Source organism: Enterococcus sp. DIV0183 (assembly GCF_050541505.1).
Classification (GTDB): domain Bacteria; phylum Bacillota; class Bacilli; order Lactobacillales; family Enterococcaceae; genus Enterococcus; species Enterococcus faecalis.
Map to the genome: position 1 here is coordinate 1,123,280 of NZ_CP172932.1, position 15,453 is coordinate 1,138,732.

Here is a 15,453-nt window from a genome sequence, read left to right on the forward strand (position 1 = left end):
AACACAAATAAAAACCAAGACTGGAACTCGCTTGCCGACAAGCTCTAGTCTTGGTTTTTACTATTGAAATTGTTTTTGGCATTCAGCCAAAAGTTGTTGAAGTTGTCGACTCATGTAACGTTCTTTTAAATAATAAACTGCCATGTTTCGTTTAGGTAGTTCTTGGTAAGTTAGTGTATGGATCGAATTGTCTAAAAGTTGAATATTTGTGTATTCGGGGACAATAGCGAAACTATCGGAATGAGACACCAAATGAGTAATAAGTGAAAGAGTATCCACTTGAATGACTTTCTCTGGAGAAAAATTAGAGAACGTAGTATCTAGCCAATTGGTTAATTTGTTTTGCTCGGAAAATTCGGTATTTAAACGGACGAAGGGGTACATTGTTAGTTCTTTTAAAATTTCTTCCGTCGTGGCTTTTGCCAAAGCTGGATGATCGTTTCTTAAAATGAATTGATAATTTGCTGTAAATAAATCAATTTTACCAATATGTTCAGGTAATGGTAAGTCAGCAAAGGAAATACCAAAATCTGCATCCATTGTTTCCAAGGATTGAAGAATATTTTCTGTAATAATAGTGTGGACTTGTAAGTTGGATGAACGATCCGTTAATGTTGTCATTAGTAAGTCATTCAATTTATATTCTAAATCACAGAGATAAGTGGCTACATAAATATGGTTGGAAGAATGATTAATTTCTTTTAGCTCTTCTTCAATTGAGACCAACTCATTGGTGATGCGCCAACAATATTTTTCTAAAATTAATCCAGCTGGCGTTAAGGTGGTAGTTTGGCCTTGGCGATTAAAAAGTTCAGCGCCTAACGTTGCTTCAAGAATTTTTATTTGCTTACTTAATGCAGCTTGAGAAATTGCTAAATTTTCGGCTGCTTTAGTAAATTGTTTCACTTTGCATAACTCTAAAAAATAATGTAAACGAAATAGTTCCATGGGAATTCCTCCTTTTTCTATTCCTAGAATAAATAACGTAATTGTTCGAATAAATAACGGTGTGCTTCACAATGTCCGTGATGATTATTCTGAACTAAATAGATGGCTCGTTCTGGACTATCTTCCAGAGGAATACCAACTAAGTTACGTCTGTTTAGTTCATCAGTGAGTGAATAGGGAAGGATGCTACAGGCTTTTTCTCGTTGGACCATGTCTAAGACTAAATGAAGAGAAGGAAGTTCGATGACGATTTGCCGATTTTCCCAATTGATTTTACGTTCCCAACGTTTAAACACTTTTTTTTCATATACTTGATCGGAATATGCAGCAAAAGGTAAAGAACGAATTTCGTCAATCGTCACGCTATCGGCATGGGCTAAAGGATGATTTTTATTGACACAAAGGAGATAGCTTTCTGTATAAATTAATTCTTTCTCTAATGGAATCGAGGTATCCAAAAATATCCCAATCCCAATGTCAATTAAATCTGTTTCCAAGGCTGTTTCAAGATCGTAATAATACTTAAAATCAATACTTACATACGGATAGGATTGATTAAATAACAACAAGACTTCTCCAAATGCTTTATCTATATCAATTAAGTTTGTTCCAATCCGAATGGTCGTTGTCGATCCTTGGGTCACTAATTCATTAATCTCTTCTTGCGCTTCCTTAATGAGTGCAAAAATCATTTCTGTTCGCTTGGCGACGACTTCGCCTGCTGGAGAAAGCCGACAATGTTTCTTGTCTCTTAAAATTAATGAAGCACCTAATTCACGTTCCAACTCCTTGAGCTGGGTACTTAAATAAGGTTGACTCGTATGGAGCTTTTGAGAAGCTAAAGTAAAACTCGCATACTTTGAAACTGCCATAAAATATTCTAGTTGTTGTAATTTCATTTTCCTCACCGCCGTTTCTTTAACTATACAAAAAATAGCAGAAGAAAAGCTTCTCGACAAGGCTATCTGACGGTCTTTAGATTAATTTAACCAGTTATGATTCTATGAATAAATACGAATCATACCAGAAAACCATAGTAAATAAGCGGATTATTTTTCTTTTTGTTACTGAATGGACAAAAAGTTATCTGCTAAAAACTTTTTCTATATCGTTATTTTTTCAAGGAAGGATTATACTTGCTGTTGTAATTAAATAAGATTTGTTAGGTGAGGCTCCTATACAAACATAGGCTACTGCCCAAAAATGTCGAGAGACGCCAATGGGTAGAACAGGAACTGTCGAATGAAGGCTTTTCTTAAGGTAGCTAAAAGCAATCGCTTTTTACGTTGTATAGTGCTAAAGCTCAACGATAAGAACGATTATTCTTTGACACGTTGAGTTTTCAGCGTGTCTTTTTTTGTGGAAAGGGTGAGGAAAATGGAAGATGAACCGATCGTCAATTCAAGTCAACAACAGATAAATGAGGTGAAAGAAAATGGAAAAGAAAATGCGTCACTTGGGCCATGACTATAGTTACAAAAAGTTTGCCCATTCAGAAGTAGAAAAAGTTTTACAACGTTTCGGCTCAACTTGGGATGGCATTAAACACCAAGATATTGAAGAATTACAAGAACGTTATGGCCGCAACAAAATTATGAATGAAAAAAAAGCTTCACGGCTGCGACTTTTTATAAAATCGTATATCACGCCGTTTACTTTGGTGTTACTAGCACTAGCCACGATTTCATTTTTTACAGAATATGTCTATGCTGCGCCAGAGGAAAAAGATGTTACTGGCGTGTTAATTATGTTAGCGATGGTCATCTTAAGCGGCACGATGAGTTTTGTTCAATCAGTCAAATCAAGCAATGCAGTTGAAAAATTACAAAATATGATTAAAGTTACAGCGACAGTCATTCGTGACAAGAAGCAAATGGAAATTCCTATTGAGGAAGTTGTGTGTGGCGACTTGGTCCAACTATCCGCTGGCGATATGATTCCAGCCGATTTACGTTTAATCCAATCTAAGGACTTATTTGTTTCCCAATCATCCTTGACTGGAGAGAGTTTTCCCATTGAAAAACACGCGACTCATCAAAAAGATAGTGATCAAATTGATACAGAATATGACAATCTTTTGTTTTTAGGAACAAATGTAATTAGTGGCACTGGTTTGGGCATTGTCATTAAAGTTGGTAATCAAACTTTATTCGGACGGATGGCTTCTGATAACGGAGAAGAGCAGCAGCAGACGAGTTTTGAAACAGGAATTAATAAAACAACGTGGGTGCTGATTCGCTTTATGTTGGTCATTACGCCAACTGTTTTTCTAATTAATGGGTTAACAAAAGGCGATTGGGTGGAAGCGTTAATGTTTGCGATTGCCACAGCTGTCGGCTTGACACCAGAAATGTTACCCATGATTGTAACAACCAATTTAGTCAAAGGTTCTCGAGAAATGGCTAAAGAAGGCACGATTATGAAAAATGTCAATGCCATTCAAAATTTTGGCGGGATGGATGTACTTTGTACGGATAAAACAGGTACCTTAACACAAGATAAAGTAATTTTAGAATACCACTATAATATTGGGTGCCAAGAAGATCAAAAAGTCTTGGATTTAGCATTTCTAAACAGTTATTTTCAAACGGGCTTGCGTAATTTAATGGATAACGCCGTTATTCAAGCGGCGACGCAAGAAAGTGATATACAATCAGATGATTTTTATAAAGTAGATGAAATTCCTTTCGATTTCAATCGACGTCGAATGAGTGTGATTATCAAAGAGTTTAAAACGCGAGAAACACGCTTAATTACCAAAGGTGCGGTTGAAGAAATGCTCTTGGTCTGCACACAGGTACTTTTAAATGGCGAAATTGTGCCCTTAACAGAGACGCTGCGTCAAAAAATTACCAAAGACGTTGAAGCTTTAAATCGAGATGGTTTGCGCGTTCTAGCAATTGCCGATAAAAAAGTCGAAGCGGCTGAATGGGAGTATACAACTAAAGATGAATCAGAGTTGATTTTACAAGGCTATCTTGCCTTCTTGGATCCGCCAAAAGAAACAGCGGCGGCAGCTATACACGCCTTGCATCAACATAATGTAGCTGTGAAAGTATTAACGGGGGACAATCAGTATGTGACGCATTCTGTTTGTAAAGAAGTTGGTCTGGCTGGCGAAAAAATTATTACAGGAAATGAACTTCAACAATTAAACCAAGAAGAATTAAGAAAAACCGTTCAAGCGTATAATATTTTCGCCAAAATTACGCCTGACCAAAAAGTTCGTATTGTAAATGCGTTAACTGAAAATGGTCAAACTGTTGGCTTTTTAGGTGATGGAATAAATGATGCTGGAGCAATGCGTGCTGCTGATGTAGGAATCTCTGTTGATACAGCTGTCGATGTAGCGAAAGAATCGGCGGATGTAATTTTATTGAGAAAAGATTTAATGGTTTTGGAAAAAGGAATTTTATCTGGACGGCGCGTGTTTACGAACACGATGAAGTACGTCAAATTAACAGCAAGTTCTAATTTTGGCAATGTGTTTTCCGTGATCCCAGCAAGTATCTTTTTACCATTTTTACCGATTGCTCCGATTCAATCGCTATTATTAAATCTAATTTACGATACTTCGTGCATGTCAGTTCCTTGGGACAAAGTAGATGAAGAATACGTAGAAAAACCAAAAAAATGGGAACCAAAATCAATTGGTAATTTTATGCGTTGGTTTGGTCCAACGAGTTCTATTTTTGATATTGTTACCTATTTATTTATGTATTTCATTGTGTGTCCGGCTATCCTAGGTGGCTCATTCTTTGAATTAAATGGAGCAGATCAATTGCTCTTTATTGGTATTTTCCATGCAGGGTGGTTCATTGAGTCCTTATGGTCCCAAATGCTCGTCTTGCATTTCCTACGGACAGAAAAAATGCCTTTGCTTCAAAGTAGTGCTTCTGGAATTATGACATTAGTCACTACAGCAGGGATTGTTCTCGGAAGTGTTTTACCCTTTACCGCTTTCGGTGCAGAACTAGGATTTGTCGGTTTATCACCAAGCTATTTCTTGTATTTAATCCCGACAATTGTTGCTTATTTAGCACTGGTTGCGTTCATTAAAGTTTTATACGTCAAACGTTACGGTCAATTACTGTAACTGATTTGTACTATTATATATAGAAAAATTTTTTTACTTTTCTTTCAAGGTTGAGGAGGTGTCGGTTTTTATGACAGCTCCTCATTGTTGTTTTAAGTGGCTGCGCGAATTTTTTTATGGATTTATTTGTCATTTACAGTTAGTATGGCTAGTAGAGACTTTCCAAAAAGAACGAGCTTTTTGGTAATAAGGAGATAAAACGAGCTAATGACCAAAACAAACCAACTTTCAACTTCAACGCCGATGTTCGATCGGTCGGCCTATATTCATATTCCATTTTGTGAGCATATTTGTTATTATTGCGATTTTAACAAGGTCTTTTTAGAAGGACAACCAGTTGATGAATATATTCAGAGTTTATTAAAAGAAATTCGACTTACGCAAGCATTGTATCCAGAACAAGAAATGAAAACCATCTATATTGGCGGAGGCACGCCAACTTCATTATCAGCGAAACAGTTAGATGTGCTACTAAAAGGGGTTCGCGAACAGCTAACGTTTGATGACCGAAATGAATTTACGGTGGAAGCAAACCCTGGTGATTTAACCCAAGAAAAATTACAAGTCATGAAAAACTATGGCGTCAATCGTCTTTCGATGGGCGTTCAGACATTTGATGATCGCTTGCTCAAAAAAATCGGTCGCAAACACACCGCCGCAGATGTTTATGAAACAATGAAATTTTTAGAGAAAGAAAATTTTACCAATGTCAGTATTGACTTAATCTATGCTTTACCTGGACAAACATTGGAAAGTTTTCGCGATACTTTGACAAGAGCCTTAGCATTGGACTTGCCGCACTATTCGCTTTATTCATTAATTCTTGAAAATAAAACAATGTTCATGAACTGGGTTCGTCAAGGACGGTTACAGCTGCCTGAAGAAGAAATCGAAGCACAGATGTTTGACGAAACGATTGAAGCAATGGAGAAAAAAGGACGTCATCAATATGAAGTCAGTAATTTTGCTTTAACAGGAAAAGAAAGCCAGCATAATCTGGCTTATTGGAATAATGACCACTACTATGGATTTGGCGCAGGTGCCAGCGGCTATCTTGGGCAAACTCGTTACAAAAATCACGGTCCAATCCAACATTATTTGAAACCCTTGCGAGAAAATCAATTGCCAATTGTGGAGACTGAAGAATTAACTCGTCTAAATCAAATAGAAGAAGAGCTATTTTTAGGCTTACGTAAAAAAGTAGGCATTTCTAAACAAAAATTCCAACAAAAATTTCAGGAACCAATTGAAGCAATTTATGGAGAGGTCATTCAACGCTTAATCAAAGAAGAATTATTAATTGAAGAAGCAGATATCTTACGTTTAACGAAAAAAGGGCTATTTGTGGGGAATAATGTTTTTGAAGCATTTTTGTTAAGTGAAAAAGAGTAAAAAAATAAAAAAATCATCGAAGTGTGACAAAGCATTTCGATGATTTTTTTATTACAAAAGTTGGTATTGATGGTTTTTGAAGGTGGTTTGCAGCGATTAGCACTCTTGCGTGAAGAGTGCTAAAAAGTTGCGTATTTCCCTTGACAAAAAGGCAAGGACTTGTTATATTAGTATATGTAGTTAGCACTTAGATGTTAAGAGTGCTAATGAAGGGTGGTAATAACGATGATTACAGAAAGACAACAAAATATCTTGAGACTTATCATCCAAAATTACACGAACACGGGCTTACCTGTCGGTTCTAAGAAATTGATGGAGGATGGCATTGCCTCTAGTTCTGCCACAATTCGTAATGATATGAAAGCATTAGAGGAATACGGCTTATTAGCTAAGACCCATTCTTCTTCAGGGCGAATCCCCTCAATGGCTGGTTATCGTTACTACGTGGATCATCTTTTACAACCAACACAAGTAGAAGAGAACGAACTTAGAAGAATCCGTCAATCTTTTGGAAAAGAATTTCATGAGATTAATGATATTATTCGACAATCAGCTGAAATTCTATCAGAATTGACAAGTTATACTGCTTTTTCATTAGGACCTGAAGTGAAAGAACGGAAATTAACCGGCTTTCGAATGGTTCCTTTGAATGATCGGCAAGTCCTTGCTATTATAGTGACAGATAAAGGCAATGTTGAAAACCAAGTATTTGCCATTCCTGCCGCTGTTTCTAGCCAAGATCTTGAAAAAATGACACAAATCATCAATGATAAGTTGGTTGGACAACCTTTGTTGACCGTTTATCATCGTTTGCGGACGGAGATTCCGATGATTTTACATCGCTATTTCCAAACGCCAGAAGGAATGATGAACTTATTCGATGAGATGTTAGGACATGCCTTTGAAGAAAAAGTCTTTGTCGGTGGTCGCATGAATTTGTTAGATTTTGGCATCAAACAAGATATTGAACAATTGAAATCTGTCTATTCCTTTATGCAAAATTCTGATGAGCTGACGCATTTATTAAATGGTTCTGCAACAACAGAAAATCCAATTGTTTTTCGTATCGGCTCAGAAATTGGCAACAATCTCTTAGAAGATATGAGCATGATCACTGCTACGTATGAAGTATCAGGACATGGCAAAGGAACAATTGCCCTGCTAGGACCAACCAGTATGCCGTATTCAAAAATATTCGGTTTGGTAGACACGTTTCGACATGAGCTAGCTTCACAACTAGGTGACTATTACCGTTTTTTAGGTAATTAAGCAAACCTTGTTAGGATAAGAAGTAGATGCATAAAGAGAAAGGAAGTTGCTGAAGTGAGTAAAAAAGAAGAGAAGCAAGAAGAATTACAAGAAGAAATGGAAGCTGTTGATGCTGCTGGCGTTTCTGAAGTAGAAGTTGAAGCAACAGAGATTGAAAATCTTAAAGCAGAGCTTTCCGAAATGGAAGACAAGTTCTTGCGGGCAAGAGCCGAAATTGCTAATATGAGCAATCGAAATAAAAACGAACGAGAATTATTAGTTCGTTACCGCTCACAAGATTTAGGTAAAAAGATTTTACCATCCATTGATAATTTAGAACGAGCAATGGCCATTGAAGTATCAGATGAACAAGGCGAAAGCTTGAAAAAAGGTATTTCGATGGTGCTAGAAAGTATTACTGTGGCTTTAAAAGAAGAAGGAATTGAAGAAATCCCAGCAATGGGTGAAACCTTTGATCCAAATTTACATCAAGCCGTTCAAACAGTCCCTGCTTCTGAAGAAACCCCAGCAGATACCATTGTTGAAGTTCTACAAAAAGGGTACAAATTACAAGATCGTGTGTTACGACCATCAATGGTCATTGTTGCACAATAACAAACGTTAATTAAAAATATATTATTATAGAAAACTAATACAGATTGGAGATATTCACTATGAGTAAAATTATTGGTATTGACTTAGGAACAACAAACTCAGCTGTCGCAGTGCTAGAAGGCGGCGAAGCGAAAATTATTGCAAACCCAGAAGGTAACCGCACAACTCCTTCGGTCGTTTCATTCAAAAACGGTGAAATTCAAGTGGGCGAAGTAGCAAAACGTCAAGCTGTTACAAATCCTAACACGATTTCATCTATTAAACGTCACATGGGTGAAGCTGGCTACAAAGTTGATGTTGAAGGAAAATCATATACACCACAAGAAGTTTCTGCAATGATCTTACAATATTTAAAAGGTTTTGCTGAAGACTATTTAGGTGAAAAAGTTGAAAAAGCAGTTATTACAGTTCCTGCATATTTCAACGATGCGCAACGTCAAGCAACAAAAGATGCTGGTAAAATTGCTGGTTTAGAAGTAGAACGGATCGTTAACGAACCAACAGCAGCAGCTTTAGCTTATGGCTTAGATAAAACAGACAAAGATGAAAAAATTCTTGTCTTTGACCTTGGTGGTGGTACATTCGACGTGTCAATCCTTGAATTAGGCGATGGCGTTTTCGATGTATTATCAACAGCCGGTGATAACAACCTAGGTGGGGATGACTTTGATAATAAAATCATTGACTACATGGTTGCAGAATTTAAAAAAGAAAATGGCATTGACTTAGCTAACGATAAAATGGCATTACAACGTTTGAAAGATGCTGCTGAAAAAGCGAAAAAAGACTTATCAGGTGTAACAAGCACACAAATCAGCTTGCCATTTATTACTGCTGGCGAAGCAGGACCATTGCACTTAGAAATGAACTTAACTCGTGCAAAATTTGATGAATTAACAAGTGATTTAGTTGAACGTACAAAAGTACCAGTACGTCAAGCCTTGAAAGATGCTGGATTAAATCCTTCTGAAATCGACGAAGTTATCCTAGTTGGTGGTTCAACACGTATTCCAGCTGTAGTTGAAGCTGTTCGCAAAGAAACAAACAAAGAACCAAACAAATCAGTTAACCCTGACGAAGTAGTAGCAATGGGTGCTGCAATCCAAGGTGGCGTAATCACTGGTGATGTTAAAGACGTTGTCTTATTAGACGTAACACCGTTGTCATTAGGGATTGAAACAATGGGTGGCGTATTTACAAAATTAATTGATCGTAACACTACGATTCCAACAAGTAAATCACAAGTATTCTCAACTGCTGCTGACAATCAACCAGCTGTTGATATTCACGTTTTACAAGGTGAACGTCCAATGGCCGCTGATAATAAAACATTAGGTCGTTTCCAATTAACAGATATTCCTGCGGCTCCTCGTGGTGTGCCACAAATTGAAGTAAGCTTTGACATTGATAAAAACGGGATTGTAAATGTTCGTGCGAAAGACTTAGGCACTCAAAAAGAACAAACAATCACGATTAAATCTTCTTCAGGTTTATCTGATGATGAAATCGAACGTATGGTGAAAGATGCTGAAGCAAACGCTGAAGCAGATAAACAACGTAAAGAAGAAGTTGACTTACGTAACGATGCAGATGCTTTATTATTCACTGTTGATAAAACATTGAAAGAATTAGAAGGCAAAGTAGATGCTGAAGAAGTGAAAAAAGCAGAAGATGCGCGTGATGAATTAAAAGCAGCCATCGAAGCAAACGATATCGAACAAATGAAAGCAAAACGTGATTCATTGAATGAAATCGTCCAAAACTTAACAGTAAAACTTTACGAACAAGCTGCGCAACAACAAGCACAAGAAAATCCTGAAGCTGCCCAAGGTGGCGCTGATGATGTTGTTGATGCTGATTTTGAAGAAGTAAATGGTGATGACAAATAATCAATAACAATTGATTTTAGGGACTGGATCATTAGTACAATGACTAATGTCCCAGTCCCTTGTCTTTTGTGAGAAAATCAACCACAATCAAGTTAGCAAGAAACTATTTAGGTTTTGAAAGAACTGTGGTATGATTACAACGATGTTAAACAAGCTGAAAATACCTATTCACAGCTAGTAACACTGATTCAAGGTGTGACAGATAATCCAACCAGAGAGACCGAAAGCAATCGATGAATTTGGCTGGTTCTAAACACATTGTAAAGTTTGAAGAAAGTTGGAGGGAAGTCAATGGCGACGAAACGAGATTATTATGAAGTGCTAGGATTAGCAAAAGGTGCTTCAGATGATGAAATTAAAAAAGCATACCGCAAACTTTCCAAAAAGTACCATCCAGATATTAACAAAGAAGCCGATGCGGAAGAAAAATTTAAAGAAGTTTCTGAAGCGTATGAAGTATTAAGTGATCCACAGAAAAAAGCGGCCTATGACCAATATGGCCATGCAGGAACTGATCCTAATTACGGTGGCGGCGCTGGTGGCTTTGGCGGTTTCGGTGGCGGCGGATTTAGCAGTAGTGGTTTTGGTGGATTCGAAGATATTTTCGATTCATTCTTTGGTGGCGGCGGTGGCCGTTCTGTTGATCCAAATGCACCAAGACAAGGCGCCGATTTACAATATACAATTCAATTGAAATTTGAAGAAGCTATTTTCGGTGTCGAAAAAGAGATTAAGTACAATCGAGAAGATACTTGTGCAACCTGTGGCGGTAATGGCGCCAAACCAGGCACACACCCAGAAACTTGTCATAAATGTCATGGCTCTGGAACAATCAATGTTGAACGTCAAACGCCATTAGGTCGTATGATGAGTCGTCAAACTTGTGATGTGTGTCATGGCACAGGGAAAGAAATTAAAGAACCATGTCCAACTTGTCATGGCACAGGTCATGAGAAAAAAGCACATACTGTCAAAGTAAATGTGCCTGCTGGAGTAGAAGACGGTCAACAAATGCGCTTAGCTAACCAAGGAGAAGCGGGTACCAATGGTGGACCATATGGTGATTTATATGTAGTCTTTCGTGTTGAAGATAGTGATATTTTCGATCGAGATGGCGCAGAAATCTACTATGATTTACCAGTAAGTTTCGTCCAAGCGGCTCTAGGGGACGAAGTAACTGTCCCAACTGTTCATGGTGACGTGAAATTAAAAATTCCGGCTGGAACACAAACTGGCACAAACTTCCGCTTAAGAGGCAAAGGTGCGCCACGTTTACGTGGTGGGGGCAATGGTGATCAACACGTGAAAGTGAAATTAATAACACCAAAAAATCTTAATGAAGAACAAAAGGATGCCCTACGAGCTTTTGCAAAAGCTGGCGGACAAAATGTAACTGAACAACAAGAAGAAGGCTTCTTTGATAAAATGAAAGATGCGTTTGGCGGTAAGAAGAAAAAATAAACCAAACGAGTCAGAGACAAAAGCAGTTAGCTCCAAGTGTTCATCACTCTCGAAGGCTAAATTGCAACGAGTAATTGTAGGTGCTGCTTTTGTTCAACTGATTATTTTAAGATTTAGAGAGTGGGACATAAGTCGTTTTGACTTATGTCCTATTTTCGTTTTTTATTTCCAAACATTTTACGAGAATATTTTAAAATTTAGCGTATACTTAATATAAGCAAGTTAGGAGGGCTTATTTATGAAACCATATGTTTATGTAATCAGTGATATTCATGGACAAGCAGATTTGTTTGATGCCTTACTCACAGACTATGACCCAGTTGATCATCAGCTAGTTTTAATTGGTGATTTAAACGACCGTGGTCCACATTCTAAAGCCTGTTTTCTCAAAGGAAAAGAACTTGTCGAGCAACACGGCGCTGTTTATTTACGAGGCAATCATGAAGAATATTTTTTGCAGTTTCTTCAAAATCCAGAGGACTGGTTTGCAGGATATGTTCGCAATGGTGGCAAGGAAACAATTGAAAGCCTCTTGCATCCAGGAGCTACTGCAGAATACTCACCAACAGAAATGGCCTTAATGATCCGTAGTCGCTATCCAGAGTTAATTGATTTTTTAACAAAACGACCACTTTATTTTGAATGGGAGCATTACTTATTTGTGCATGCTGGGGTTGATTTAACGATGGAAGATTGGCGGCAAACAGCACCTAAGGATTTTTTGTGGATTCGTGAACCCTTTCATCAAGGGAAAAATAATACAGGCAAGACCATTGTTTTTGGTCATACCATTACTCCGATGTTACATGGTGATATGCAGACCACGGACCTTTGGCAAAGTGATGGAAAAATTGGGATAGATGGTGGTGCTATTTTTGGCGGCTCTGTACATGGTGTGATTTTTAATGAAAAAGGCATTGTCCAAGATATCGAATATCAAAAACGCACCCCTGCGTGGCAACCAGAATTTTGATTCCTTAATCGCACGAATCAGTTACCTCACTTCTATATTTAGAAGCAAAAATATGCTAAAATAGATAAGTATGCATAAGAAAAGAGGTATCTAGTTAATGGCAGAAGCTTATAACGAAGAAGTAGTAGCGCTACTTCAAAAAGAATTGACAACGTATCGTTCAAAACAAATAACAACGGTTTTAACTTTATTAAATGAAGGAAATACAGTTCCTTTTATTGCCCGTTACCGGAAAGAAATGACTGGAAGTTTAGATGAAGTCCAAATCCGTGAAATAGAAGAACGTTATCATTATTTACAAAACTTGAAAAAGCGGAAAGAAGAAGTTCTCCGTTTAATTGAAGAGCAAGGAAAACTAACAAAAGAACTCAAAACAGATATTCAAAAAGCAGTAAAAATGCAACAAGTGGAAGATTTATATCGACCATATAAACAAAAACGTAGGACTAAAGCGACTATCGCGAAAGAAAAAGGGTTGGAACCATTAGCAGATTGGTTGCTCTCTTTACCTGAAAACGCGGATATCTTAGCTAAAGCGGCTACTTTTATTAATGAAGAAAAAGAAGTTGCAACCGCCGAGATAGCCTTGCAAGGTGCTCATGAAATTTTAGCAGAACGTATTAGCGATGAACCAAAATACCGAACATGGTTACGTGATTATATGGTTAAGCATGCGCAATATGTTAGCGTAGTTAAGGACGAAGAAAAAGACGAAAAGCGGACCTATGAAATGTATTACGATTTTGCAGAACCAGTTAGCAAAATGGTGCCGCACCGTGTCTTAGCAACGAATCGTGGTGAAAAAGAAGACATTTTAAAGGTTTCCCTTGTCGCTGATGAAACAAAAATTAATGATTATTTCCAACGTCAACTAATCGGCAAACAAGCAACAAGTTTTGCTGCTCCATACATTGAGGCTGCTTATTTAGATAGCTATAAACGATTTATTGGACCAGCGATTGAACGGGAGATTCGCAATGAATTAACAGAAAAAGCTGATGAACAAGCGATTGCAATTTTCGGTGAAAATTTACGTAATTTATTATTACAGTCACCACTTAAAGGAAAAGTTGTTCTAGGATTTGACCCGGCTTATCGGACAGGCTGTAAATTAGCAGTTGTCGATGAAACGGGTAAAGTTTTAGCAATTCAAGTGATTTATCCACATAAACCAGCGACTGCTGCGAAACGTGAAGCCGCTGGTCCAGCCTTTAAAAAAATCATTGAAGACTATCAAGTGGACATGGTAGCTATTGGAAACGGAACGGCAAGTCGTGAATCTGAATTGTTTGTGGCAGAGCAATTAAAAGCGGTGAAGCGTGACGTCTTTTACGTGATTGTTAATGAAGCAGGGGCTTCCGTTTACTCTGCGAGTGAAGTGGCTCGTAAAGAGTTTCCTGATTTACAAGTCGAAGAACGAAGTGCGGTCAGCATTGCACGTCGTTTACAAGATCCGTTGGCAGAATTAGTAAAAATTGATCCCAAAGCAGTCGGGGTCGGTCAATATCAGCATGACGTATCGCAAAAACGTCTTGCCGAGCAATTGGATTTTGTTGTAGAAACTTCGGTAAACCAAGTTGGTGTTGATGTGAATACAGCGAGTGCTCAACTTTTACAACATATTTCTGGCTTAAATAAAACAACGGCGCAAAACTTAGTCACTTATCGTGATGAAAATGGTGTCTTTACAGCACGAAATCAAGTCAAAAAAGTACCTCGTTTAGGACCAAAAGCATTTGAACAAGCAATTGGCTTTTTACGAATTCCTAATGGCAAAAATGTGTTAGATAACACTGGCATTCACCCAGAAAGTTATCCAGTAGCACAAGCAATTTTAGAAAAAGCAGAGATTGCTTCTAAAGAATTAGGGACAGCAGAAGCTATCGAAAAATTGAAACAGTTACCAGTGAATCAATTAGCTACTGAGTTAGAAGTAGGTTCAGAAACACTCACAGATATTATTGCTAGTTTAATCCAACCAGGTCGTGATATGCGCGATGAGATGTCAGCGCCACTTTTACGTAAAGACGTGTTGACGATGGAAGATTTGAAACCAGGAATGGAAATGCAAGGGACTGTTCGAAACGTAATTGACTTTGGTGCGTTTGTCGATATTGGTGTGAAGCAAGATGGCTTAGTCCACATTTCTAAGTTAAGTCCTAAATTTGTTAAGCACCCAACGGATGTTGTTGCGGTGGGGGATGTAGTCACAGTTTGGGTAGAAGATGTTGACTTGAAAAAGGGGCGTATTAGTTTAACCATGTTGCCTCGTGCTGATAGAAAAGAGTAACAATGAAAGAGTCTCAACCAGTCTTGATGACAGATCAAGCGCTTCAAACGCTAGTGGAAAAAATTTCAATCGTATTTTTTCAGAAACCTTTTCTGCATCAAGCTACATTTAATCGGCGGTTAAAAACTACGGGCGGTCGCTATCATTTAGCTTCGCATCACCTGGATTTTAATCCAACTGTCTTTTTAAAGTATGGACAAGAGGAACTGGAAAAAGTCATTAAGCATGAGTTATGTCACTATCATTTACATTTAGCTGGCAAAGGCTATCAGCATAAAGATAAGGACTTTAAAGAGTTATTGGCTAAGACTGGCGGTGCCCGTTACGCACCGCCTCTAGTAGAACGGAAAAAAGCAGTTTTCCATCAGTACCAATGTCAGTCTTGTGGAGAAGTCATCCTCAGAAAACGACGAATTGATACGACACGATATGTCTGCGGAAAATGTCATGGGCGTTTGTCCTGGCAAGCGAAAAAAGAACAAATCTAACAATTCTGGTCTTTGTTATCTTGACAAAGACCAGTAATTATTTTAGGATAAAT

12 protein-coding genes and 1 riboswitch are annotated in these 15,453 nt (G+C 37.8%); of the genes, 10 read left to right on the top strand and 2 right to left on the bottom strand.

Annotation, left to right across the window (positions count from 1 at the left end):
- Positions 1-60: 60 nt before the first annotated feature.
- Complete coding sequence (locus IGK72_RS05655; protein WP_002357832.1) at positions 61-948, bottom strand: LysR family transcriptional regulator; 888 nt, start codon at positions 946-948, stop codon at positions 61-63.
- Positions 949-971: 23 nt separating this feature from the next.
- Positions 972-1,847 (bottom strand): LysR family transcriptional regulator, encoded by an 876-nt coding sequence (locus IGK72_RS05660; protein ID WP_002382245.1) that lies wholly within the window; start codon positions 1,845-1,847, stop codon positions 972-974.
- Between the two features lie 252 nt (positions 1,848-2,099).
- Positions 2,100-2,270: riboswitch (M-box (ykoK) riboswitch) on the top strand.
- A gap of 113 nt (positions 2,271-2,383) precedes the next feature.
- On the opposite strand from IGK72_RS05660, the gene mgtA reads away from it, so the two are divergent.
- The 10 genes from mgtA to IGK72_RS05710 all read left to right on the top strand — a co-directional run bounded on the left by mgtA (position 2,384) and on the right by IGK72_RS05710 (position 15,400).
- Complete coding sequence (mgtA, locus tag IGK72_RS05665) at positions 2,384-5,044, top strand: magnesium-translocating P-type ATPase (protein WP_070415886.1); 2,661 nt, start codon at positions 2,384-2,386, stop codon at positions 5,042-5,044.
- A gap of 243 nt (positions 5,045-5,287) precedes the next feature.
- Entirely contained in the window at positions 5,288-6,436 is a 1,149-nt protein-coding gene (gene hemW / locus IGK72_RS05670; RefSeq protein WP_002410012.1) for a radical SAM family heme chaperone HemW, read from the top strand.
- Between the two features lie 225 nt (positions 6,437-6,661).
- Positions 6,662-7,705, top strand: a complete 1,044-nt coding sequence (gene hrcA / locus IGK72_RS05675) for a heat-inducible transcriptional repressor HrcA (protein WP_002357828.1) — start codon at positions 6,662-6,664, stop codon at positions 7,703-7,705.
- A gap of 54 nt (positions 7,706-7,759) precedes the next feature.
- Positions 7,760-8,299, top strand: a complete 540-nt coding sequence (grpE, locus tag IGK72_RS05680) for a nucleotide exchange factor GrpE (protein ID WP_002357827.1) — start codon at positions 7,760-7,762, stop codon at positions 8,297-8,299.
- 59 nt (positions 8,300-8,358) lie between these two features.
- Entirely contained in the window at positions 8,359-10,188 is a 1,830-nt protein-coding gene (dnaK, locus tag IGK72_RS05685; protein WP_002357825.1) for a molecular chaperone DnaK, read from the top strand.
- 114 nt (positions 10,189-10,302) lie between these two features.
- Positions 10,303-10,425, top strand: a complete 123-nt coding sequence (locus IGK72_RS05690; RefSeq protein WP_002357824.1) for a hypothetical protein — start codon at positions 10,303-10,305, stop codon at positions 10,423-10,425.
- Between the two features lie 54 nt (positions 10,426-10,479).
- Entirely contained in the window at positions 10,480-11,649 is a 1,170-nt protein-coding gene (dnaJ, locus tag IGK72_RS05695; RefSeq protein ID WP_002357822.1) for a molecular chaperone DnaJ, read from the top strand.
- Between the two features lie 238 nt (positions 11,650-11,887).
- Positions 11,888-12,622, top strand: coding sequence for a metallophosphoesterase family protein (locus IGK72_RS05700; RefSeq protein ID WP_016630304.1), 735 nt, complete (start codon positions 11,888-11,890; stop codon positions 12,620-12,622).
- A 97-nt stretch (positions 12,623-12,719) separates the two neighbouring features.
- Positions 12,720-14,912 (top strand): Tex family protein, encoded by a 2,193-nt coding sequence (locus IGK72_RS05705; protein ID WP_070415885.1) that lies wholly within the window; start codon positions 12,720-12,722, stop codon positions 14,910-14,912.
- 26 nt (positions 14,913-14,938) lie between these two features.
- Positions 14,939-15,400, top strand: a complete 462-nt coding sequence (locus IGK72_RS05710) for a SprT family protein (RefSeq protein WP_002365561.1) — start codon at positions 14,939-14,941, stop codon at positions 15,398-15,400.
- Positions 15,401-15,453: the final 53 nt, after the last annotated feature.

What these genes read in the sequence shown, in the direction of transcription:
- IGK72_RS05655 (WP_002357832.1), bottom strand. Translation starts at nt 948, where the DNA reads ATGGAACTATTTCGTTTACATTATTTTTTAGAGTTATGCAAAGTGAAA.
- IGK72_RS05660 (WP_002382245.1), bottom strand. Translation starts at nt 1,847, where the DNA reads ATGAAATTACAACAACTAGAATATTTTATGGCAGTTTCAAAGTATGCG.
- mgtA (WP_070415886.1), top strand. Translation starts at nt 2,384, where the DNA reads ATGGAAAAGAAAATGCGTCACTTGGGCCATGACTATAGTTACAAAAAG.
- hemW (WP_002410012.1), top strand. Translation starts at nt 5,288, where the DNA reads ATGTTCGATCGGTCGGCCTATATTCATATTCCATTTTGTGAGCATATT.
- hrcA (WP_002357828.1), top strand. Translation starts at nt 6,662, where the DNA reads ATGATTACAGAAAGACAACAAAATATCTTGAGACTTATCATCCAAAAT.
- dnaK (WP_002357825.1), top strand. Translation starts at nt 8,359, where the DNA reads ATGAGTAAAATTATTGGTATTGACTTAGGAACAACAAACTCAGCTGTC.
- dnaJ (WP_002357822.1), top strand. Translation starts at nt 10,480, where the DNA reads ATGGCGACGAAACGAGATTATTATGAAGTGCTAGGATTAGCAAAAGGT.
- IGK72_RS05700 (WP_016630304.1), top strand. Translation starts at nt 11,888, where the DNA reads ATGAAACCATATGTTTATGTAATCAGTGATATTCATGGACAAGCAGAT.
- IGK72_RS05705 (WP_070415885.1), top strand. Translation starts at nt 12,720, where the DNA reads ATGGCAGAAGCTTATAACGAAGAAGTAGTAGCGCTACTTCAAAAAGAA.
- IGK72_RS05710 (WP_002365561.1), top strand. Translation starts at nt 14,939, where the DNA reads ATGACAGATCAAGCGCTTCAAACGCTAGTGGAAAAAATTTCAATCGTA.